General features: G+C 73.5%; 21 protein-coding genes. 8 read left to right on the top strand and 13 right to left on the bottom strand.

The features are described from left to right. The first annotated feature begins 54 nt into the window (after positions 1-54). On the top strand, positions 55-1053 hold the full coding sequence (locus ACFQSB_RS04760) for a LacI family DNA-binding transcriptional regulator (RefSeq protein ID WP_354839234.1): 999 nt from the start codon (positions 55-57) through the stop codon (positions 1051-1053). 477 nt (positions 1054-1530) lie between these two features. Next, entirely contained in the window at positions 1531-2391 is an 861-nt protein-coding gene (locus ACFQSB_RS04755) for an aggregation-promoting factor C-terminal-like domain-containing protein (RefSeq protein WP_380824428.1), read from the top strand. Positions 2392-2439: 48 nt separating this feature from the next. Here the strand turns inward: ACFQSB_RS04755 and ACFQSB_RS04750 are convergent, their stop codons facing one another. Beyond that, the gene (locus ACFQSB_RS04750) at positions 2440-3144 is read right to left on the bottom strand and encodes a TetR/AcrR family transcriptional regulator C-terminal domain-containing protein (protein ID WP_380824427.1); all 705 of its coding nucleotides are present in this window, start codon (positions 3142-3144) and stop codon (positions 2440-2442) included. Between the two features lie 89 nt (positions 3145-3233). On the opposite strand from ACFQSB_RS04750, the gene ACFQSB_RS04745 reads away from it, so the two are divergent. After that, entirely contained in the window at positions 3234-4349 is a 1116-nt protein-coding gene (locus tag ACFQSB_RS04745; protein WP_380824426.1) for a ferritin-like domain-containing protein, read from the top strand. Between the two features lie 94 nt (positions 4350-4443). Here the strand turns inward: ACFQSB_RS04745 and ACFQSB_RS04740 are convergent, their stop codons facing one another. From ACFQSB_RS04740 to ACFQSB_RS04730, 3 genes are read right to left on the bottom strand one after another with little or no spacing between them, the layout of a single operon-like run. Then, positions 4444-4908, bottom strand: coding sequence for a DUF202 domain-containing protein (locus ACFQSB_RS04740; RefSeq protein WP_380824425.1), 465 nt, complete (start codon positions 4906-4908; stop codon positions 4444-4446). A gap of 24 nt (positions 4909-4932) precedes the next feature. Next, a complete protein-coding gene (locus ACFQSB_RS04735; RefSeq protein WP_354839219.1) occupies positions 4933-5274 on the bottom strand; it encodes a YidH family protein in 342 nt (113 codons plus the stop codon). Positions 5275-5330: 56 nt separating this feature from the next. After that, the gene (locus ACFQSB_RS04730) at positions 5331-5699 is read right to left on the bottom strand and encodes a hypothetical protein (protein WP_354839216.1); all 369 of its coding nucleotides are present in this window, start codon (positions 5697-5699) and stop codon (positions 5331-5333) included. A gap of 177 nt (positions 5700-5876) precedes the next feature. On the opposite strand from ACFQSB_RS04730, the gene ACFQSB_RS04725 reads away from it, so the two are divergent. Beyond that, positions 5877-6623, top strand: coding sequence for a YqjF family protein (locus ACFQSB_RS04725; RefSeq protein WP_380824423.1), 747 nt, complete (start codon positions 5877-5879; stop codon positions 6621-6623). Between the two features lie 42 nt (positions 6624-6665). Further along, positions 6666-6923: a UBP-type zinc finger domain-containing protein gene (locus tag ACFQSB_RS04720; protein ID WP_354839210.1), complete on the top strand. Its 258-nt coding sequence runs from the start codon at positions 6666-6668 to the stop codon at positions 6921-6923. A gap of 87 nt (positions 6924-7010) precedes the next feature. Here the strand turns inward: ACFQSB_RS04720 and ACFQSB_RS04715 are convergent, their stop codons facing one another. Both ACFQSB_RS04715 and ACFQSB_RS04710 read right to left on the bottom strand, forming a co-directional pair. Continuing rightward, positions 7011-8609, bottom strand: a complete 1599-nt coding sequence (locus tag ACFQSB_RS04715) for a Na+/H+ antiporter (protein WP_380824422.1) — start codon at positions 8607-8609, stop codon at positions 7011-7013. 29 nt (positions 8610-8638) lie between these two features. Beyond that, positions 8639-10885: a hypothetical protein gene (locus ACFQSB_RS04710; protein WP_380824421.1), complete on the bottom strand. Its 2247-nt coding sequence runs from the start codon at positions 10883-10885 to the stop codon at positions 8639-8641. Positions 10886-11458: 573 nt separating this feature from the next. Between ACFQSB_RS04710 and ACFQSB_RS04705 the strand changes: the two genes are divergently transcribed. Continuing rightward, positions 11459-13636: an ATP-dependent DNA helicase gene (locus ACFQSB_RS04705; protein ID WP_380824524.1), complete on the top strand. Its 2178-nt coding sequence runs from the start codon at positions 11459-11461 to the stop codon at positions 13634-13636. Between the two features lie 86 nt (positions 13637-13722). Here ACFQSB_RS04705 and ACFQSB_RS04700 read toward each other — a convergent pair whose 3' ends face one another. From ACFQSB_RS04700 to ACFQSB_RS04670, 7 genes are all read right to left on the bottom strand, one after another. Beyond that, positions 13723-14508, bottom strand: coding sequence for an SGNH/GDSL hydrolase family protein (locus ACFQSB_RS04700; RefSeq protein WP_380824419.1), 786 nt, complete (start codon positions 14506-14508; stop codon positions 13723-13725). Beyond that, a complete protein-coding gene (gene aroQ, locus ACFQSB_RS04695; protein WP_354839195.1) occupies positions 14505-14939 on the bottom strand; it encodes a type II 3-dehydroquinate dehydratase in 435 nt (144 codons plus the stop codon). The genes ACFQSB_RS04700 and aroQ overlap by 4 nt, the downstream gene beginning before the upstream one ends. A gap of 118 nt (positions 14940-15057) precedes the next feature. After that, on the bottom strand, positions 15058-16134 hold the full coding sequence (aroB, locus tag ACFQSB_RS04690; RefSeq protein ID WP_380824418.1) for a 3-dehydroquinate synthase: 1077 nt from the start codon (positions 16132-16134) through the stop codon (positions 15058-15060). Beyond that, complete coding sequence (locus ACFQSB_RS04685) at positions 16131-16637, bottom strand: shikimate kinase (RefSeq protein WP_354839189.1); 507 nt, start codon at positions 16635-16637, stop codon at positions 16131-16133. The genes aroB and ACFQSB_RS04685 overlap by 4 nt, the downstream gene beginning before the upstream one ends. Further along, complete coding sequence (gene aroC / locus ACFQSB_RS04680; protein ID WP_354839186.1) at positions 16634-17812, bottom strand: chorismate synthase; 1179 nt, start codon at positions 17810-17812, stop codon at positions 16634-16636. The genes ACFQSB_RS04685 and aroC overlap by 4 nt, the downstream gene beginning before the upstream one ends. Positions 17813-17938: 126 nt before the next feature. After that, a complete protein-coding gene (locus tag ACFQSB_RS04675) occupies positions 17939-18754 on the bottom strand; it encodes a prepilin peptidase (RefSeq protein WP_380824417.1) in 816 nt (271 codons plus the stop codon). A gap of 47 nt (positions 18755-18801) precedes the next feature. Continuing rightward, positions 18802-19377 (bottom strand): SseB family protein, encoded by a 576-nt coding sequence (locus ACFQSB_RS04670; RefSeq protein ID WP_380824416.1) that lies wholly within the window; start codon positions 19375-19377, stop codon positions 18802-18804. 144 nt (positions 19378-19521) lie between these two features. Between ACFQSB_RS04670 and ACFQSB_RS04665 the strand changes: the two genes are divergently transcribed. Both ACFQSB_RS04665 and bar read left to right on the top strand, forming a co-directional pair. Continuing rightward, a complete protein-coding gene (locus tag ACFQSB_RS04665; RefSeq protein ID WP_380824415.1) occupies positions 19522-20430 on the top strand; it encodes a carbamate kinase in 909 nt (302 codons plus the stop codon). Positions 20431-20506: 76 nt separating this feature from the next. Then, positions 20507-21613 (top strand): barbiturase, encoded by a 1107-nt coding sequence (gene bar / locus ACFQSB_RS04660; protein WP_380824414.1) that lies wholly within the window; start codon positions 20507-20509, stop codon positions 21611-21613. Positions 21614-21737 lie beyond the last annotated feature (124 nt).

Below are 21737 nucleotides of genomic sequence, written 5' to 3'. Positions count from 1 at the left end.
CGGATGGACCCCCCGGCTTGGCTTGCCGGTGGAACTCATGATGGAATCGTTTCCATGAGACCGATCGGGCAGCGTCGCACGACCATCAAGGACGTGGCCGAGGCGGCCGAGGTGGGCGTCGCCACCGTGTCGCGGGTGCTGTCGGGCACGGGGTCGGCCAGTGCCGAGACCAGGGAGAAGGTCCTGGCCGCCGCGGCACGGCTCGACTACCGGCCGAGCGCGCTCGGGCGCAACCTGCGCCGGCGCCGCACGGGCGGCATCGGCCTGCTCGTCCCCGACATCACCGACGTCTTCTACGGACGGCTGGCCGACGGCGTCCTGTCCTGCGCCCGGTCGGCGGGCGAGCCGGTGATGATCGGCACCACCGGCGACGACCCCGAGCGCGAGGCCCACCTCATCGGCACGCTCATCGAGGAGGGCCTGGACCGGGTGATCGCCGTTCCCTCCGGCGACGGCGAGATGTGGGTGCCGGCCCTGCGCTCCGGGCTCGGCGTGGTCTTCGCCGAACGCCCGGTGCGGGGCGCCGAGCACGTCCCCTCGGTGGTCACCGACGACCGCACCGGCGTGCGCACGGCGGTGGAGTACCTGGCCGGGCTCGGGCACCGGCGCATCGCCCTGCTGGCCCGGCACGGCCAGGCGCAGCGCGTGCGCGCGTTCCGCGAGGCGCTGGCCGCGCGGGCCGTGCCCGTCGACGAGGAGCTGATCGTGCACGCCCACGCGACGCGCGACTCCGCCTACGCCGCCGCCGCCGGGCTGCTGCAGCACCGCTCCGACATCACCGCACTGGTGGCGGGCGGCAACCTGCTCGGCGAGGCGGCCGTCCTGGCGGCGCGCGAGCTGGACGTGCGCGTGCCGCGCGACGTGTCGCTGATCATGTTCGACGACGTGCCGTGGGCCGAGCTGTGCCATCCCCCGCTCACCGTCATCTCCCAGCCCGCGCAGGACATGGGCTACCGCGCCGCCGAGCTGGTCCTGCGCGAGGGCCGGCGCGCGCGCACGGTGACCCTGCCCACCGAGCTGATCGTCCGCGCGAGCTGCGGCCCTCGCCGCTGACCCGCCGGGCGTCCGGGTCATGTTCCGGGCATCGCCCCCTCACGTACCACCGCCAATCCCACGAAACCTTCCGGAAAACGGCATGCACCGCGGACGCGGCTCGCCGGGCGGGATGTCGCGGTAGTCCGGTATTCGCGGGTGGTGTCGCCCGAAACCTCAACTGTGCGGCATTTCCGCGTCATCCGCGGATCACGGCGGGCGCGGCACGGGGCAACCGGGCCCCGCGAGACGGCAGAGATCTGCCGCGCCGATCGCAAACAACCGTCCGAGGCGTGTCGCGGATCACGGGCGGCGGGCGCGGCGGCTACTAGAAACCGCCCTAGAACCCGTCGCGGCGCCTTCCGGGGACACCAGGTGTGTCTCAACCGATTCCGGAACGGCCACGCGGACGTCCTGCCGCCCGAGCCATGGGCGGGGGACGACGGCGGCCGCCGCGTGCGGCCGCCTGCCGCACGCGACCCGACGAATAGGACCGAGTTGGACAGTAACCGCGCTTTTCGTGGCGCAGTCGCGGCCGTCATCGCCGCCACCGTCCTGAACGGGACGGCCGGAGCGGCCCAGGCCATCGCGGAGTCGGAGGCGACCCCCGGCTCCACCACAGTCGGAGCGGCGGAGCGGGCCGTTCCTGACACCGGACCGGCCGAGCCGGTCTCGGCGGCGCCGGACGGCGCCCGGTCGCACACCACCACCGCCTGGCCGGGGATCTCGGCTTGGACCCTGAGCCGGCCCCGGGTGCCGGTCTGGACCCGGGCGGGACTCACCACCGGCCTCGTCGAGGCGGCCCGGCCCGCCAAGGCGGGCAGGGCGGCCACAGTCGCCAGGACGGCCATGGCGGGCCGGGCGGCCACAGCCGCCACGACGGCCGGCGCCGCCAAGAAGGCGGGAGCGGTCAAGAAGGCCGGAGCGGCGCGAGCCGCCACGACGGCCAGGGCGAGGGCCGCGAGCGGGACGGCGCGCAAGGCCGCCGTCGTGCACCGCGGGACCTGGCTGACCTCCGCGCGACCACAGATCCGCGCGTGGGCGCCCACGACGCCCAAGGGCAGGAACAAGGCGATCGCCTACCGGCTGCTCACCCAGCGGGCCTGGCCGGTGACCCAGTTCCGCTGCCTGGACAGCCTGTGGACCAGAGAGAGCAACTGGAACCACCGGGCGCAGAACCCCTCGTCGGGGGCCTACGGAATCCCGCAGGCGCTGCCGGGGCGCAAGATGGTCGGCATCGGGCACGACTGGCGGGTCAACCCCGCCACCCAGATCAGGTGGGGCCTGAACTACATCAAGGGCCGGTACGGCTCACCGTGCGGCGCCTGGGGTCATTTCCGCTCGCACAACTGGTACTGAGCCGACGGGAGTGCCCAGGGGAAGGGCGCACTCCGCGCCCGGGGAGGCTCACCCCCGGGCGCTTCCCTCCTTGGCGGCCGTGGACTCCTTCGGCCGCGTGGCGGCCGGGCCCTGGAGACGCGCCGAGTCCTGGAGTTGCAGGGCGATCGCCCTGATCAGCAGGTCCAGCCCGTACTCGAACGCCTCCTCGTGGTCGCGCGCGACCAGCAGAGACGCCAGGGCGCCCACCTGGGGGAACAGCGTGGCGTCCACCTCGGCCAGGTGCCCGTCCTCAGAGTCGTGCACCGGGGCGAAGGCCGGGGTGACGCCGACCTCGCGCATCAGCGAGCCGACGAGGTAGGCGATGAACGTGCGCACGACCCTGACGGCGTCCTCGCCGGAGAAGCCGGCCTCGCGCAACGTCGCCAGCGCCCGCTCCAGGGGGAACAGCCCGGCGGGCGAGCGGACCGGGCGGCTCATCACCAGCATGGTGGAGCGCGGGTAGTCGTGGGCGATCTGCCGGACCGCGCGCGCCTGCACCCGCACCCGCTCGGTCCACGCGTCCCCGGGATCGTCGGTGAAGGAGATCTGCGACAGCACGAACTCGGCGACGGCGTCCAGGAGCGCCGCCTTGCTGCTGACGTGGTTGTACAGGGACATGGCGCCGACGCCCAGATCGGCCGCGATGCGCCGCATCGAGACGGCGTCGGCGCCCTCCCGCTCGATCAGGTCGATGGCGGCGGCGACGATGCGGGGACGGGTGAGAGGCGGCATGTGAGCATTCTTACCGGGGCGATTGACGTACGTACAGCGTACGTGCCACCCTCCAGAGACGTACGGTGTACGCCCCCCTGGAGGCCCCTGTGTCGACCCACGAGCTCTACACCATCCCCGCCGAACTCTCCACCTGGGACGTGGAGATGAAGGGGTCCACCCGGTTCACCTGGGAGTACGACGAGGGCCGCGACCGCATGCTCGCCCTGTACCAGAAGGGCAAGGACAAGCAGTGGGACTCGGTCAGGCGCATCGACTGGGGCCTTGAGGTCGACCCCTACAACGTGCTGGGGATCCCCGACCAGTCCATCGCCATCTACGACACCCCGCTGTGGCACCGTATGGACGACAAGACGCGCAAAGAGGTGCGCCGCCACGGCGCCGCCTGGCAGTTCTCCCAGTTCCTGCACGGCGAGCAGGGCGCGATGATCTGCTCGGCCCGCATCGTCGAGTCGGTGCCCGACCTGGACTCCAAGTTCTACGCCGCCACGCAGACCATGGACGAGGCCCGCCACGCCGAGACCTACGCCCGGTTCCTGCAGGAGAAGGTCGGCATCGCCTACCCGATCAACAAGTACCTCAAGTCCCTGCTGGACGACACCCTCAGCGACTCGCGCTGGGACATGCCCTACCTCGGCATGCAGGTGCTCATCGAAGGGCTGGCGCTGGCCGCGTTCGGCGTGATGCGCGACATGACCACCAAGCCGCTGCCCAAGCAGATCCTCGCCTACGTCATGCAGGACGAGGCCCGGCACGTCGCCTTCGGCCGGATGGCCCTGCGCGACTACTACAAGGAGCTGTCGCAGGCCGAGCTGCGCGAGCGCGAGGACTTCGTCATCGAGGGCTGCTACCTCATGCGCGACCGCCTGCGCGGGGTCGAGCAGTGGGAGAACCTGGGCCTGTCCCCCGCCGAGGTCGAGGAGGCCATGCGGGCCACCGACGAGTCGCAGTACCTCCAGCTGTTCCGCTCGCTGCTGTTCAGCCGCATCGTCCCCTGCGTCAAGGACATCGGGCTGTGGAGCGAACGCCTGCAGAAGGCCTACGCCGACATGGGCGTGCTGGAGATGGCCGGGCAGAACCTCGACGCGCTGATGAAGCAGGACGAGGACGTCGCCGAGCGCCTGGACGCCGAGCGCTTCGCCGCCGAGGAGGCCGAGCGCGCCGAGGAGATCGCCGAGACCATCACCCTCGGCTCCGGCGACTGACCGCGCCCTCCGCTCCGGCGACCGACCGCGCCCTCGACCCCGGCGACCGACCGCGCCCTCGGCCAAGGCGACCGGCCGCCGTCCGGCGCCGTCCTCAGGCGGAGACCAGGACGAAGGCGACGGCGCCGGAGACCACGGCGAGCACGCCGAGCCAGGCCAGCAGGGCGTCCGCGCCCGCGTCGAGCGGCAGCCCCTCGGTGGCGGCCCGCTCGACGCGCCGGTACCGCACGCGGGTCCTGGCCAGCAGCACAGCCCCGCACAGCGCCGCCAGCACGAAGGGGACGGCGGCCCGTCCGTCCCCGGTGTGCCGGCCGGCGACGCCCGCCGCGCCGAGCCCGCCGGCCGCCAGCGCGGTGCCCGTGCGGATCCACGCCAGCAGCGTCCGCTCGCTGTGCAGGCCGGGCCGCTCCCGCGGTCCGGGCCAGGTCACCGGGTCACCATGGTCGTCCGGGTTCCCTCTGTCGTCCGGGTTTCCCCTGTCGTCCGGGGCTCCTCTGTCGTCGGGGCCCTCCCGGTACTCGGGATCACCCCGGTCGCCCGGGTCGTCATCATCGGTCACCCGGCAACGGTCACCTGGCATCGGTCATCCGGCGAGCAGGATGAGGATCAGCGCGAGGACGGCCACCGCCGCGACACCGTAGCCGAACAGCGGGGCCAAGGCGAGCGGCGGGAGCGGCTGCTCATGACGCAGCGCCCGCTGCACGTTGCGCCACCGGGGGTAGGACAGGACCGCCGCGAGCGCCGACAGCAGCACCAGCACGACGGCGAGCGACGTGCGGACCCACGGCACGAAGACGTCCCGCGGCAGGGCCGCCATGGCCACGCCGCCGGCGCTCAGCGCCAGCGACGTGCTGAGCCAGGTGAGGAACGTCCGCTCGTTGGCCAGCGTGAACCGGGGGTCCGGCTCCTTCCCCTCGACAGACATGAGGAAAGGCTAATTCAGCGCCATTCCCCCTAGAGATCTCGGGTTTTGGCCGCTCGTCAGGTGCACTCCTCGGCGATCGCCTTGAGCGTCGAGGCGGTGTCGGTCGCCACCTTCTGGGCGGCGTCCACCGCGTCGTTGGCGTCCTTGATGTTGAGGTCCTTGAACCGGTCGGCCAGGTCGCCCAGCGCCTGGTTCAGCGTGGTGTTCCCGGCCTTGTCGGCCACGTCCTGCAACTTCGCGGCCCCGTCCTCCAGAGCCTTGTCCATCGCCTTCGGGTCGTTGGCCAGGCTGGTGATCTTCGAGCCGGTCTCGGCGATGACCTTGTTGGCCTCGATGCACGCCTGTGCCTTGTCGACGGTGCTGCATCCCGTGGTGAGCAGGAGGAATCCGGTCGCGGTCGCTGCGGCGAGGGGGATGAGTCGCATGAATTGGACCCTATCCAACTCCCCGGAACCGGACGCGCGCGCTTTTCGGAAAGGTCGGATCCGGCCCGCCGTGAAGAAGGCGGCCGGCTCGGGAGCCACCGGCGGCACCCCCATCGGCGGTCAGAGCACCAGGCCCGGTCCTGGGCATGGAACCGCCGCACCGGGTAGGAGCAGGCCATGCGCACGACCTGGTCACCGAAGGTCTCCCTGCCGGTGATGCACCAGCGGTGGACCGCCCTGACGTTCATCCACTGGCGCTACCCGCCCGCCACGGTGCAGCGCCTGCTCCCCGCGGGCCTCACCGTCGAGACCTTCGACGAGGCGGCCTACGTCGGCCTGGTGCCCTTCCTCATGGAGGGGGTGCGGCCCCCCGCCGTGCCGGCGCTGCCGTGGCTGTCGCGCTTCCCCGAGACCAACGTCCGCACCTACGTCCGGGACGGCGACGGGCGCCGGGGGCTGTGGTTCCTCTCGCTGGACGCCGGGCGGCTGCCGGCCGTGCTCGCCGCCCGGGCCGGGTTCTGGCTCCCCTACTACTGGTCGCGCATGGCCGTGCGCGTGGAAGACGGCCTCTACCGGTACCGCTGCCGCCGCCGCTGGCCCGGCCCCGCCGCCGCCCGGGGCGACGCGGACGTCGAACTCGGCGCGCCCCTTACCCCGGAGGAGCGGGACGAGCGGGTGAGCTTCCTCACCGACCGCTACCGGCTGTTCAGCGTCGTCGCCGGCCGGCTGGTCCACGCGGAGGTCGAGCACCCTCCCTGGCCGCTGCGTCACGCGCGGCTCCGCCACCTGCGCCAGGACCTCGTGCGCGCCGCGGGGCTCCCCGACTCGGGCGAGGAACCGCTGGTGCACGCCTCCGCGGGCGTCGCGACGCGCATCGGCATGTGGCGCCCGCCGCGGACCGCCGCGCCCGGCCACCTGCACTAACATCGCTACCCATAGGGGGGTCGAATGGGTCACTGTGAAGACATGACGATCAGGGCTGAGGCGGAGCCGCGCACGCCCGACGGGTGCGAGGAGTGCCTGGCCGAGGGCCGGCGCTACGTCCACCTGCGTAAGTGCGTCGAATGCGGCCACGTCGGCTGCTGCGACTCCTCGCCCGGCCGTCACGCGACCCGGCATTTCGAGCAGACCGGTCACCCGGTGATGCGGTCCTTCCAGGACGGCGAGGAATGGCTGTGGTGCTTCGTCCACGAGACGGTGGGCATGTCACACCTGGCCCGATAGCCGGGCACCGTGGCAGACCCGGCGAGGGCCGGGCGCGAATGGGCGCGGACGGGCGGGTGAGCCGCCCGCGGGCGTCGGGGGGCGCGGTCAGTCGCGCGCCAGGGTGGCCTCCTCGTAGTCGAGCTCCATGGTGACCCGGCGCAGCACCTCGTCGTCGATGCGGCGCTCGTCGCGCATGCGCACCAGCACCGACCGCTCCGCCGCCAGCATCTCGCGGCGCAGCCGGCGGTACAGGGAGCTCGGCGTCTCCTCGCCCTCGGGGCCGACGCCGCCGCCCAGGCGTTCCCAGGCGCCCATCGCCCGGCGCTCGGCCTGCACGCGCAGGCGGTCGACGACGTCCGCGTGGGTCTCCAGCACGCCTTCCTTGGTCAGCTCGTCCAGCCGGGCCAGCGCCGCGCCGGCCGCCGCCTGCTGGGCAGCGGCCTCGGTCAGGTTGTCCCGGTAGACCTCCTGCTCGCTGGAGACGCCGAGCTTCCTGATCAGCAGGGGGAACGACAGGCCCTGCACCAGCAGGGTGGCGATGACGACGACGAACGTCAGGAACAGCACCATGTCGCGGGCCGGGAAGTCGGCCGGCAGGGCGAAGGCCGCGGCCAGCGACACCACGCCGCGCATGCCCGCCCAGCCGATCACCGCCACCGACGAGGCGGGCGGCCGCTGCTCCCGTTCGCGGATCTTGCGGAACAGCACGCGGGGCAGGTAGGTGCTGGGGACGACCCAGACGACGCGGGCGACGACCACCGCGGCGAAGACCGCGACCGCGTACCCGGCGACGTGCCAGGGGTTCTCCCCCCGCAGCCCCTGCAGGATGAGCGGGAGCTGCAGCCCGATGAGCAGGAAGACCACGATCTCCAGGAAGAAGTCGAGCACCTTCCACATCGAGTGCGAGACCAGCCGCGTGCCGTAGCTGGTGCGGTTCATGCGGTGGCCGAGCAGGATGCCGACCACCACGACCGACAGCACGCCCGAGGCGTGCACCGCCTCGGCGGTGAGGTAGGCCACGAACGGCAGCAGCAGCGAGATCGTGTTGCTGATCAGCGGGTCGCGCAGCCGGCCGAACACCCTGCCGACCAGGAACGCCAGCACCAGGCCGATGGCCAGCCCGACGCCCGCCGCGTACGCGAACTGCCCGAAGGCCGCGAGCGGGCTGACGCCCACGCCGACCGCCGCGGCCACCGCCACGCGGTAGGCCGTCAGCGCGGTGGCGTCGTTGAACAGGCTCTCGCCGACGAGGATGGTGATGACCTTGCGGGGCAGGCCGAGCCTGCGCCCCACCGCGACGGCCGCCACGGCGTCCGGCGGGGCGACGATGGCCCCGAGCGCGAACGCCGCCGCCAGAGGGATCCCGGGGATCAGGGCGTGCACGAGCAGGCCCACCACGGCCGCCGTGAACAGCACCAGGCCGACCGACAGCAGCCCGACCGGCCGCCGGACGGCGCGAAGGCGCAGGTAGGAGCTGTCCAGCGCGGCCGAGTACAGCAGCGGCGGCAGGAAGACCAGCAGCACGATGTCGGGGTCGAGGCGGTACTCGGGGACGCCGCGGAACTGGGAGGTGACCAGCCCGGCGATGAGCCCCGCGAGCACCAGCAGCAGCGGCGTGGGCCAGCCGCGCCAGCGGGCCACGGCGGCGACCCCCAGCGCGCCGGCGGGGAGCAGCACGAGCTGAAGCGCCGTCGTAATGTTCATCGTCCCAAAGGATATGCCGCGCGGGATCCCTACCAGTCGCGGCCGGTCTCCTGCGGGTAGGGGCGGCCGTGCTCGTCGGTGCGCGGCCGGCCGTCGGGCCGCACCCGCTCACCGGTGGTGAACATGTTGTCCTGCACGTACGGGCGCGGCAGTTCCGGGTCGGTGGAGTCGGCCGGGCGCTGCCCCATGGCCCCGAGACCCAGTGGGTCCGAGGGGTCCACGGCGGCCTGCGAGGACAGGTGCGGGTTGTCGCCGTAGCCGCCGCCCGGCGCCTCGGCCCGGTAGGGCCCCTCCGGCCGGCCGCCGGGCGCCTGGCCGAACGGCAGGGAGTCGTTGACGATGAGGTTCTCCGGCGGCACCGCGTCCAGGTCGCCCGCGCCGTAACGGGCCCCGCCGTACTCGGCGGGCGGCGGGTACTCGCCCGCGGAACCGTAGCCGGGCGGCGGCGCGGAGTAGTCCAGCGGTGGAGTGGCGTACCCGTTCGGGCGGCCGTACTCGGCCGTCACGCCGTACTCGGGCGCGGCCCCATAGCCGGCACCGGGGGTGTAGTCGGGCGAAGCGGCACCCGAGGGGTAGTCGGAGGAGGCGGTGTAGCCGGACGAGGGCGCCGCACCGTACTCCGCCGCGCCCGTGTGGTCGGAGCCGCGGGCGTAGTCCGTCCCCCGCCCGTACTCCGCGCCGCGTCCGTACTGGGTGCCGGCCCCGTACTCGGTTCCCGCGCCGTACTCGGCGCCGGCCCCGTACTGGGTCGCCGCGCCGTACTGGGCTCCCGCGCCGTAGTCGGTTCGCGTGCCGTACTCGGTGCCGGCGCCATACTCGGTTCCCGCGCCGTACTCGGCCGCGGCGCCGCGGCGGGCGGGGCCGCCCTGGACGGCCGGGCCGTCCGGCCCGGCGCCGCCGGCGTGCTCGTGCGGGCCGGAGTGCTCGCCGCGCGCGCCGAAGTCGCCACGCGCCGCCGGGTCGGCGGGCGCGCCGTACTCGGCGCGCGGGGCGCCGCCCGCGGGCGGGACGTAGTCGGCCTGGTAGGGCGGGAAGCCGTTGGGAGGCGTGTAGTCGGGGTGCGCGGCGTACTCCGAGGCGGCCGGTTGGGGGCCCGTGCTCGGCCCCGGCCCGGGGAGGTGATGGACGGACGGCACGGCCTGGTGGGGCACCTGGGGCAGGGCCGTCCCGAAAGGCTGCTCAGGGCGCGCGGACAGGCCGCCTCCCCGCCCCGGGAGCTCGCCCGGCGCGAGACCGGTGGGGACGGGGTGGTCGGCGGAGGCCAGGTGACCGGCCTCGGGCCGGTAGCCGGCCCGAGGCCCCAGGTCCGGCGCGGCGTACTCGGGGCCCACCGCGTACTCGGAACCCGCCGGGAGATCAGGGCCGGCGGGGAACTCGGGGCGAGCGGGGAACTCGGGGCGGGCGGGGTGGCCGGCGCTCGCCGGGTACCCGGGGTTCGCGGAGTGACCGGGATCGGCGGGGTACTCAGGGCTCGCGGAGTAAGCGGGGTGCTCAGGGTGGCCGGGGTGGCCGGAGGCCGCCAGACGGTCCGGATGGTCGCCGCGGGCCGGGTGGTCACCCTGCGGGACCTGGGCGGGGTAGTCCAGGCCCTGGGTCGGGTACTCCGCCTGCGGCGCCCGCTGGGCGTACGGCGCGTGCTCTGCGTGCTCTGCGTGCTCTGTGCGCTCGGCCTGCCGGGCCGCCCGGGGCGCGGGCCTCGAGGGACGGCGGCCGCCGTGCGTGTCGTCCGCGCCCCGGCGGGGACGGGGGGCCACGAGCTTGTCCGGGACGGGCGCCGCGCCGCGCGCCACGAGCACGTCGTTCGGGCCCAGGGAGCCCACGGGGGCGGCGGCGTCCTCACGCGGGTAGCCCTGGGCATGGTCGGGCTGCCCGTCCGGATAGGAGTGGGGGTCGGCGTAGCCGTGCTCGTCGGGGTAGGCCTGGTCGTCGGCGTAGTGGTCCTCGTCGGGGTAGCCGTCCTCGGCCGGCACACCTGCGGGCCTGGCGTACTGCCCGGTGCCCGGGTACTGGGGGTACTCGGCGTCCTCGGCCTCGTCGCCGTAGTCCTCCTCCCCCTCGGCGTACTCGCCGCCCGCCTCTGCGTACCCCTCGTCGAGCGTGTCCAGCAGACGCCCGACGTCCTCCATCGGCATGCGGAAACTGGCGGTGCACATCTCGCCCCGCCAGAGACTGAGGACGAGCGTGCCGTCGTGCCAGGTGACCCGGAGCACGCGCTCCTGGCCTCGGGCGTCGAAGAACACCTCACCGAACGACGGCAGTGGGACAACTTCCGACATGGCAGACATCGTGCTTTAACCAGCCTTTATTCGTCCACTCAACCTCAAGAAACCCTACCGAACCGTACATGTCGCCGTCATGGCAGACCCCGTTGGTCACAGCTCGCACACTGGCCCCAGAAGCGGGCAGGCGAACGGCGGATCGCCCTTGACCCCCCGAGACCCGGCCCCGCCAGTCTGCCACGCCGTCCGCGACCGGGGTTCCGGAATGCCGAGATGGACCCGGAACGCGCCGCGGGTCGGCTGAGCGCTCCGGGCACGGCGACCCCCGTGGGGCCGGTAGCGTTGCATGCCGTGCTCGACGACTCCCTCAGCGCCCTCGAAGGCGTCCCCGACGACGTCACCGGCCACGCCCCCGGCCGCACGACCGGCCACGCCCGCGACGCCGCCGCCTCCGGGGTGGACGGCACCGGCGGGGACGACGGGGACGACCTGGACGGACACAACGCCGGGTACGGCGGGCACCCTGAGTCCGGCGCGGGCGACTCCGGGGAGGAGTTCGAGAACTCCGAGGACTCGGAGGAGGACTTCGAGGACCTCGAGGACTTCGAGGAGGAGGAAGACCTGCCGCCCGTGGGCGAGCTCCTGCGGGCCGCGGTCACGGGCGTCGGAGGCGCCGAACGGCCTGGCCAGGTCGCCATGGCGGAGGCCGTCCGGCACGCCATCGAGCATGACGAGCACGTCGCGGTGCAGGCGGGCACCGGTACGGGCAAGTCCCTCGCCTACCTCGTGCCGGCGGTCAGGCACGCCATCGAGTCCGACAGCGCCGTCGTCGTCTCCACCGCCACCATCGCCCTCCAGCGCCAGCTCGTGGACCGCGACCTGCCCCGGCTCGCCGCTTCACTCGCCGACCATCTGCCCCATGAGCCACAGTTCGCCATCCTCAAGGGCAGAAGAAACTATCTCTGCCGCTACAAGCTGACCGCCGCCTGGCCGGACGACGAGGGCGACCAGCTCTTCGACCCGCGCGAGGTCAGCGCCACCGGCCGCATGGTCCAGCGCATCCAGGAGTGGGCCGAGGAGACCGAGACCGGCGACCGCGACGAGCTGGTGCCCGGGGTCAACGAGCAGGCGTGGCGGCAGTTCTCCGTCAGCGCCAAGGAGTGCCTGGGCGCGCAGCGCTGCCCGAGCGGCGCCGAGTGCTTCGCCGAGCAGGCCAGAGAGCGCGCGGGCCAGGTCGACGTCGTGGTCACCAACCACGCGCTGCTGGCGATCGACGCCATGGAGGAGTTCGCCGTCCTGCCCGACCACGACGTCGTCGTGGTGGACGAGGCCCACGAGCTGGTCGACCGGGTCACGAGCGTCGTCACCGACGAGCTGTCCGACGTCACGGTCTCGGCGACCGTGCGCCGCGTCGGGCGGCTCATCGAGCAGGGCGTCGCCGACCGCCTCCAGGAGGCGGGTGAAGATCTCAAGGCGCTGCTCGGCGCCGCGCCGCCGGGACGGCTGGACCAGCTCCCGCAGGTCCTCGGCGTGACGCTGTCGGTCCTGCGGGACGCCGCGTTCGCGTGCCTCACCGCCATGGGGTCGCGCGGCGGGGACGGCTGGGGCGGCGGGCGCGACAAGGACGATCCCGAGACGGCCGGGCAGCGCAAGGCGGCCTTCACCGCGCTGGACGACGTGCACGACACGGCCGTGCGCATCCTGGACGCCTTCGGCGGCGACTCCGAGGTCGACCGCGCCGAGGTCGTGTGGCTGGAGGGCGCCACCGAGCGCCGTCCCGCCGTGCTCAAGGTCGCGCCGCTCAGCGTCGGCGGGATGCTCCGCGACAAGCTGTTCGCCGACCGCACCGTCATCCTCACCAGCGCCACGCTCGCCCTCGGCGGCACCTTCGACGGCATGGCCCGCCAATGGGGCCTCGGTCCCGCCCGCCCGGCCGCCGCCCCCGACCGTCCCGCCGGCGAGGAGGATCTGCGGCCGGCGCCCACGGCCGAGAGCGGTCCGGCGCGATCGGCCGCCGAGCGCCAGCAGTCCTCCGAGACGGCCGAGCAAGGCCCCGGCGGGCAGGGCGCCCCAGGGCAGACCCGAGAGCCCGGCCAGGAGGGCGCGCCAGGCCAGGGCGAAGGGCCGAAGCGCAAGGCGTGGACCGGCCTGGACGTCGGGTCGCCGTTCGACCACGCCCGCAGCGGCATCCTCTACATCGCCCGGCACCTGCCCCAGCCGGGCCGTGACGGTCTGCCCAAGGAGTACCTCGACGAGATCGCCGAGCTGATCGAGGCCGCGGGCGGGCGCACGCTCGGCCTTTTCTCCTCCATGCGGGCCGCCAAGGCCGCCACCGAGGCGCTGCGCGAACGGCTCGGCGTGCCGCTGCTGTGCCAGGGCGACGACTCGACCTCCCTGCTGGTCAAGCAGTTCGCCGAGGACCCGGCCACCTGCCTGTTCGGCACCCTGTCACTGTGGCAGGGGGTCGACGTGCCCGGCCCCTCGCTGAGCCTGGTGATCATCGACCGCGTCCCGTTCCCCCGGCCGGACGACCCGCTGGCCTCGGCCCGCCAGCGGCACGTGGCCGCACGCGGCGGCAACGGGTTCATGGCCGTCGCCGCCACCCACGCGGCCCTGCTGCTGGCCCAGGGAGCGGGGCGGCTGCTGCGCGGCCAGGACGACAAGGGCGTGGTGGCCGTGCTCGACCCCCGCCTCGCGACCGCCCGCTACGCCGGCTTCCTGCGCGACTCGCTGCCGCCGTTCTGGGCCACCACCGACCCCCAGAAGGTCCGCGCCGCCCTCCGCCGCCTCACCACCACCCCGTCATAGACCCCGCCACCACCCACCCAACGACGACCCCGGCGCCCTCCTGCGGCGCCCGACGTGGGAACGGGCGGGATGCGTGCCTTTCGCCGTCAGGCGTACGGTTCGAGGTCCGGACGCTTGGGGGTGACGGTGTCGCCCGAGGAGGTGCCGCGCAGGCGGCGGCCTACCCACGGGAGCAGGTGCTCGCGGACCCAGAGCCGGTCCTCGCGCAGCTTGGCCCTGCGGTCGACCTGCTCGCGGGGCGGCCAGATGTGGCGCCAGTCGTCCTGCGACGGCACCCCCAGAACCTCGCAGACCTTCGCGGCGACGAAGCGGTGGCCCTCGGCGTTCATGTGCAGGCGGTCCTCGCTCCAGGCCCGCCAGTCGCGCAGCGCCTGCATCGACCACTGGTCGACCAGGTGACAGCCGTACAGGTCGGCGATGGACCGGACGTGCAGGTAGAAGACCGCGCACCGGCCGCGCACCTGGCGCATCAGCGGCGTGTCGCGCGGGTCCACGCCGGTGAACAGCACGACATCGGCGCCGGCGCCGCGCAGGTCGCGGACGGCCCGCGCGAGGGTCTTGGCCATGCGGTCGGGGTCGGCGCCCGGCCGCAGCAGGTCGTTGCCGCCCGCGCACAGGCTGACCAGGTCGGGCTTCAGCTCGATGGCGGCCGGCACCTGCTGCTCGACGATCTGGTCCAGCAGCCTGCCCCGCACGGCGAGGTTGGCGTACCGGAAGTCGGGCCGCAGCGCGGCGAGCCGCTCGGCCACGCGGTCGGCCCAGCCCCGGAAGTGCCCGTCGGCGCCGGGGTCGTTGAGCCCTTCGGTGAAGCTGTCGCCGATCGCCGCGTACGAGGTGTACGGGCTGCCGGACGGGTGGAGTTCCGTCGTCACCGTGCGTCCTCCGCGATGGCGCGCAGGGCCAGCTCGTAGGAGCGAAGCCCGAACCCGGCGATCGTGCCCGTGGCCACCCCGGCGACGACCGAGGTGTGCCGGAACTCCTCGCGGGTGGCCGGGTTGGTGATGTGCACCTCGACCAGCGGGGCGGTGCGCTGGGCGATGGCGTCGCGCAGAGCGTAGGAGTAGTGGGTGAAGGCGGCGGGGTTCAGCACCACGGGGATCGCGCCGTCGGCGGCCTCGTGGAGCCAGGAGACCAGCTCGGCCTCGTCGTTGGTCTGCCGGACGTCGACCGACAGCCCGAGCTCCCTGCCGGTCTGGCGGCACAGCGCCTCGAGGTCGGCGAAGGTGTCCGCCCCGTACACCTCCGGCTCGCGCGTGCCGAGACGCGACAGATTGGGACCGTTGAACACGAAGACCGTTCTCATCTCACCTTCGCCGCCTGCTCGTACCCGTCAACGCCGCCGCCGAGCTCGGCACGCTCCCCGCGGACCCCGCCGTCCTTGGCCGAGCGACGCTGCGAGCGTGTCGTCCGCGTGCCCGCCGTCATCGCGCGATCTCGCGGAACGCGGCCTCCAGCAGCTCCTCCGAAGGATCCTCCAGGCGGGTGACCTCGGCCACCTCGTCCAGGATCACGAAGCGCTGCCGGGCCCCGCGGTTCTTCTTGTCGACCCGCATGTGGTCGCGCAGCTGGGACCACACCTCTGAGCGGTAGGCCGTGGGCAGCCCCACCGAGGCGAGGATCGAGCGGGTGCGCTCGACCAGCCCCGCGGGCGCGTGCCCGGCCAGCCGCGACAGCTCGGCGGCGTAGACCATGCCGATGGACACGGCCTCGCCGTGCCGCATGCGGTAGTCCTCGACGCGTTCGATGGCGTGGGCCAGCGTGTGGCCGTAGTTGAGGATCTCGCGCACGCCCGACTCGCGCAGGTCGGCTCCCACGACGTCCGCCTTGACCTGCACCTTGCGCTCGATCAGCTCGCGGGTGTGCCGGCCCTCGGGCGTCCGCGCGCCCTCGGGGTCGTCCTCGACCAGCAGCAGGATCTCAGGGTCGGCGATGAAGCCGCCCTTGATGATCTCGGCGAGACCGGCGACGTAGTCCTCCCGGGGCACCGACACCAGCGTCGCCAGATCGCACAGCACCCCGGCCGGCGGGTGGAAGGAGCCGACGAGGTTCTTGCCCTCGGGAGTGTTGATGCCGGTCTTGCCGCCCACCGCGGCGTCCACCATGCCGAGCAGGGTGGTGGGCATTTGCACGACCTTGACGCCGCGCAGCCAGGTGGCCGCGACGAACCCGGCCAGGTCGGTGGTCGCCCCTCCGCCGACACCGACGACGGCGTCCGTGCGGGTGATCCCGTGCCGGCCGAACGCCGACCACAGCTCGGCGGCCACGTCGACCGACTTGGCGCGCTCGCCGTCGGGGACGGGCAGCGGCACGACCGTGTGCCCGGCCGTGGACAGGGCGCCGCAGACCGGGCGGGCGATCTCGGGAAGGCCGGCCGGATGCACCACCGCGACCGTGCCGACGCCGTCGCCCAGCAGGCCGGGCAGCTCGGCGAGCACGCCCGTGCCGACGACCACCTCGTAAGGGCGCTCGCCCTTGACCGTGATGCGGGTGCTCGTCATGCCGGCAGCCCCTTGACGATCTCGTCGGTGATCTCTTCGGGTGTGCGGCCGTCGGTGGCCACGATGAGCGAGGCGAGCCGCTCGTAGACCGGGCGGCGTTCCTCCATCAGCCGCTTGAGCTGACTGCGCGGGTTGAGCACCAGCAGCGGGCGGGCCTGCGCCAGGCCGACGCGCTGGACGGCGTCGGCCAGGCCGACCTGCAGGTAGACCACGGGGTGCCCCGCCAGGAGCTCCCGGGTCGCCTCGCGCAGGATGGCGCCGCCGCCGAGCGACAGCACGCCGTCGTGCTCGGCGAGGGCCCGGCGCACGGCCTCGGCCTCCAGCTCGCGGAACCGCTCCTCGCCGTCCTCGACGAAGACGTCGGAGACGGGCTTGCCGGCCACGGCCTCGACGTCCTCGTCGGTGTCGCGGAAGCCGGCGCCCAGGCGGCCGGCCAGCAGGCGGCCGATGGTGGACTTGCCCGACCCGGGCGGGCCGATGAGCACAGCTCTGGGAGAGGTCACTTGATCACCATCGACGACAGGTAGCCGGAAAGGTTGCGGGCGACCTCCTCCACGGAGTCGCCACCGAACTTCTCGACGGCCGCGTCGGCGAGCACCAGCGCGACCATCGCCTCAGCGACGATACCGGCGGCGGGGACCGCGCACACGTCGGACCGCTGGTTGATGGCCTTGGCGGCCTCGCCGGTGCGCACGTCCACCGTCGACAGCGCGCGGGGCACCGTGGAGATCGGCTTCATGGCGGCGCGCACCCGCAGCGGCTCGCCGTTGGTCATGCCGCCCTCGACGCCGCCCGCCCGGTTGGTGATGCGGCGCACGCCCTCGGCGGTGTTCTCGATCTCGTCGTGGGCCTGCGAGCCCCGGCGGCGCGCGGTCGCGAAGCCGTCCCCGACCGCCACCCCCTTGATGGCCTGGATGCCCATGAGCGCCCCGGCCAGGCGCGAGTCCAGGCGGCGGTCCCAGTGAACGTAGCTGCCGAGCCCGGGCGGCAGCCCGTACGCGATCACCTCGACGACCCCGCCGAGCGTGTCGCCGTCCCTCTTGGCCGTGTCGATCTCGGCGATCATCGCCGCGCCGGCCTCGGCGTCCAGGCAGCGCACCGGACTTTCGTCCACGGCGGCCAGATCGCCGGGCATGGGGATCATGCCGTCCGGCGCGTCGGCCGTGCCGATGGACACCACGTGGCTGACGATGTCGACGCCGAGCGCCTGCTTGAGGAAGTTGCGGGCGACCTGGCCGAGGGCCACCCGGGCGGCCGTCTCGCGGGCGCTGGCCCGGTCGAGGATGGGACGGGCGTCGTCGAAGCCGTACTTCTGCATGCCCGACAGATCGGCGTGCCCGGGGCGCGGGCGCGACAGCGGCGCGTTGCGGGCTTGGGCGGCCAGCAGGTCGGGATCGACCGGATCGGCCGCCATCACCGTCTCCCACTTGGGCCACTCGCTGTTGCCGACCCTGATCGCCACGGGGCTGCCGAGCGTGCGGCCGTGGCGCAGGCCGCCGACGATGGTCACCTCGTCCTGCTCGAACTTCATGCGCGCGCCGCGGCCGTACCCGAGGCGGCGCCGCGCCAGGGCCTGCTCGACGTCGGCGGTCGTGACCGCCACTCCGGCGGGCATCCCTTCCAGGATCGCGACGAGTTCAGGGCCGTGGGACTCACCTGCGGTCAACCAGCGCAACATGATGACAAGTCTTCCATGCACGGCCCACTGCCCTCACCCCGCCGTCCACCATGTGATCACGCGCCGCTCACGGAACGGCGGGACCAGGCACGCCGCACCCACCGTCCACCATGGGTCACGCGCCGGTCAGGGGGACGGTGAGACCAGCAGGGCGGTGAGGGTGCCGAGCAGGATGAACGGCCCCAGGGGGAACTGGCTCTTCAGCGTGCCGCGGCGGGTCGCGAGCAGGCCGACGGCGTACAGGGCCCCGAGGAACTGCCCGGCGATCGCGCCCGCGAGCCAGGCGTCCCAGCCGAGGGCGCCGGTGAGCATCCCGGCGAGGCCCGCGAGCTTCACATCGCCCAGCCCGAGCGAGGCCGGGCGGGCGAACCACAGCACGGCGTAGGCGCCGGCCAGGGCGAGGCCGCCGAGCAGCGCGTCCCCCAGCCGTCCCGTGGGGACCAGCAGTGCGGCGACGATCGGGTACGAGGGCAGGGTCAGCACGTCTGGCAGCCGCTGGGTCCGCCAGTCGATCACCGCGAGCGCGCAGCCCACCAAAGCCAGGTACAACCAGGCGGCGACCCGGCCATCGCCCTCCAGCCGCCACACGACCAGCCCGACCACGGCCGCCACCGCCGCCTCGACCACCGGCGGCCACGCGGGCACGGGCGCGGCCCGCACCACCCGCCGGAACGCCTCCCGCCCCTCCGCCCAATACACCCCACGCCCCGGCCCCTGGTACCCGGCCTGATCCTGGGACCCTGCCTGATCCTGAGGCGCGGTGCGGTCGTCAGGTCGGGACTCGTCGTCAGGTCCGGCCTGGTCGTCAGGTCCGAACTCGTCGTGAAAGCGGGACTCGTCGTCAGGTCGGGTGGCGGCAGGGGTGAAAGCGCCGGCCAGGACGCGGACGTAGGCTCCGGCGAGCAGACCCGCGAGCGCGGCCTCGGCGACGATGAGGCTCACCCGCCGACCTTAGTGCCCCGGCGGTCGCCTCTCCCGGGAAACAGCGGTCATTTCGCGTGTCGGCGCAGGCGGGTGAGCAGGCCGCGTCTGCGCTCGGGGACGCGGGCCACCGTCACCTCGGCGTGCCGGGACAGCTCTCGCAGCATCGGTTCCAAAGCGTCGTCCCCCGCCGGCATCCGGCCGATGGACGCCAAGGCGTGCAGCAGGCCGCCCTCGATCGCGAACGGCACCGGGCCCGCGACGTCGACCATCACGGCGGCGGCGTCCTCGCTCAGCGCGGCCCGGCAGACCTGGGGCGTCGCCGCCTGGATGGGCCGGGCGTCGGCGCGCCACAACTGGAGCGACGCGACGCCGGTGAAGGCGGGGACGGCCTTCCTGCCGTCGGCGCCGACCAGCACCGGCAGCGCCATCTCGCTCTCTTTCTCCTGCTTGAGCCCGTGTTCGCCGACCTCGGCCCGCGTCAGAAGCGCGACCACCGGGACCAGCAGGCGCGCACTGCTCAGCGCGGACGCCACCGCGGCCGCGTCCCCCGTGCCCGCGGCGAAGGCGGCCAGCGCCGCCGTCACGGACGCGTCTGCGCCGCCGTCGTCGTCGGGGACCAGGGGCTGCGGAATGCTCGGCACGACTCACGAGCCTACCCACCCCCTCTCCCCTCCCCGGTACGCGGCCACAGGGCGGCTGAATCGGCGGATGTATCCGAAGGGACGGCTCTTCGTGGGCAGATGTCGCCAATGAGGGGAACGTACTGCTCTCGATAGCTTCGGGCTGTGGGTGAACGCGTCCTGATCGCTCTCGGCGGCAACGCGATGACCGCGCCCGACGGCAGCGCCTCCCCGCTCGACCAGCGCCGGGCCATCGAGCGGGCCATGGCGCAGGTGTCCGCGCTCATCGCCGGCGGCCACCAGGTCGTCCTGACCCACGGCAACGGCCCCCAGGTCGGCAACCTGCTGCTGAAGAACCAGCTCGCCGCCGAGGTCGTGCCCCCCGTCCCGCTCGACTGGTGCGGCGCGCAGACCCAGGCCACGATCGGGGTGCTCATCCTCAACGCCCTGGGCCACCCGGCGGCCGTCGTGGTGTCCCGGACCCTGGTCGACCTCGCCGACCCCGCGTTCGCCGCGCCCGTCAAGCCGATCGGCAGGTACTTCACCGAGGCCGAGGCGCGCAGGTTCGAGCAGTTCGGGCAGACCTGGCGCGCGTTCCCCGGCAGGGGCTTCCGGCGCGTCGTGGCCTCGCCGGAACCGCTGGAGATCCTCGACGCGCCCGCCGCCCTGGCCCTGATGGACGCCGGGTACACCGTCGTGGTCGCCGGAGGCGGCGGGGTGCCCGTCGCCCGTCAGGCCGACGGCTCGCTCAAAGGCGTCGAGGCCGTCGTCGACAAGGACGCGGCCGCCGCGGTGCTCGCGGGCGCCGTTCGGGCGACCGTGCTGGTCGTGGCCACCGACGTGCCCGCCGCCGTCGTGGGGTACGGAACCGGCCAAGCCCGCCCCATCGGCCGCACCACCGTCGCCGAGCTGCGCGAGTTGCAGGCGGCGGGGCACTTCGCGAGCGGCAGCATGGGACCCAAGGTGGAGGCCGCGCTACGGTTCGCCGAAGCCGGCGGCCGGTCCGTGATCACCTCCCTGGAGCACCTCGGCGAGGCGCTGAACGGCGCCGCCGGCACGGTGGTCGGCCGGTGAGCCGGACCGGTCGACGCCGCGGCCGGTGGGGAAGATGGACCGACGTAGCGGAGCGAACGACCGAAGGGTAGGAGATATGCCGGATCCGATCGAGGTGCGCAAGGTCGCCATCGAGAGCGTCACCGATGCCTCCGGGCTGGAGAGGCTCATCGACGACGGGGTGATCGACGCCGACCGGGTGCTCGCCGTGATCGGCAAGACCGAGGGGAACGGCGGCGTCAACGACTACACCCGCATCCTGGCCGACCGCGCGTTCCGCGAGGTGCTGATCGCCAAGGGCACCCGGACTCCGGAGGAGGTCGCGCAGGTGCCCCTGGTGTGGTCCGGCGGCACCGACGGGGTGCTCAGCCCGCACGCCACGATCTTCGCGTCGATCGACCCGTCCACGGTGGAGCCGTCGGACGAGCCGCGCGTCTCCGTCGGCGTGGCCATGAGCGAGGTCATCCTCCCCGAGGACATCGGCCGCCCGGCGATGGTGGAGAAGGTCGCCGCCGGCGTGCGCGAGGCCATGAAGATCGCGGGCATCGAGGATCCGGCCGACGTCCACTACGTGCAGACCAAGACCCCGCTGCTCACCCTCGCCACGATCACCGAGGCCAAGTCGCGCGGCCAGGAGGTCGTGATCGAGGACACCGGCCCCTCCATGGACATCTCCAACTCCACGACCGCCCTCGGCATCGCCGTCGCCCTCGGCGAGATCGAGATGCCCAAGGCCGGGCAGATCCACAAGGACCTCTCGCTGTACTCCAGCGTCGCCTCGTGCTCCTCCGGCGTCGAACTCGACCGCGCCCAGATCGTCGTCGTCGGCAACGTGCGCGGGATCGGCGGGCGCTACCGCATCGGGCACAGCGTGATGAAGGACGCGCTCGACGCCGACGGGATCTGGGAGGCGATCCGTGGCAGCGGCATCGACCTGCCCGACCGGCCGCACCCGAGCGACCTCGGCGACCGGCTCGTCAACGTGTTCATGAAGTGCGAGGCCGACCCCAGTGGCCGGGTGCGCGGACGCAGGAACATCATGCTCGACGACTCCGACGTGCACTGGCACCGGCAGATCAAGGCCACCGTCGGCGGCGTCGCGGCCAGTGTCACCGGCGACCCGGCCGTCTTCGTGTCCGTCGCCGCCGTCCACCAGGGCCCTTCGGGCGGCGGCCCCGTGGCCGCCATCGCCGACCTCGGCTGACAGCGAGGACGGCCGTACCTCGGCTGTCAGCGAGGATGGAGGTGAGCGCCTCCCGGTGGGGGCGACCGGTCGCCTGACAGCGAGGCACCGATTCGATCCGGGGCACCGGGGGCGAACATCCGGG

The organism is Sphaerisporangium rhizosphaerae (assembly GCF_042665155.1).
In the GTDB taxonomy this organism is placed as follows: Bacteria; Actinomycetota; Actinomycetes; order Streptosporangiales; family Streptosporangiaceae; genus Sphaerisporangium; species Sphaerisporangium rhizosphaerae.
This window is presented reverse-complemented; position numbering and strand designations above follow the sequence as displayed.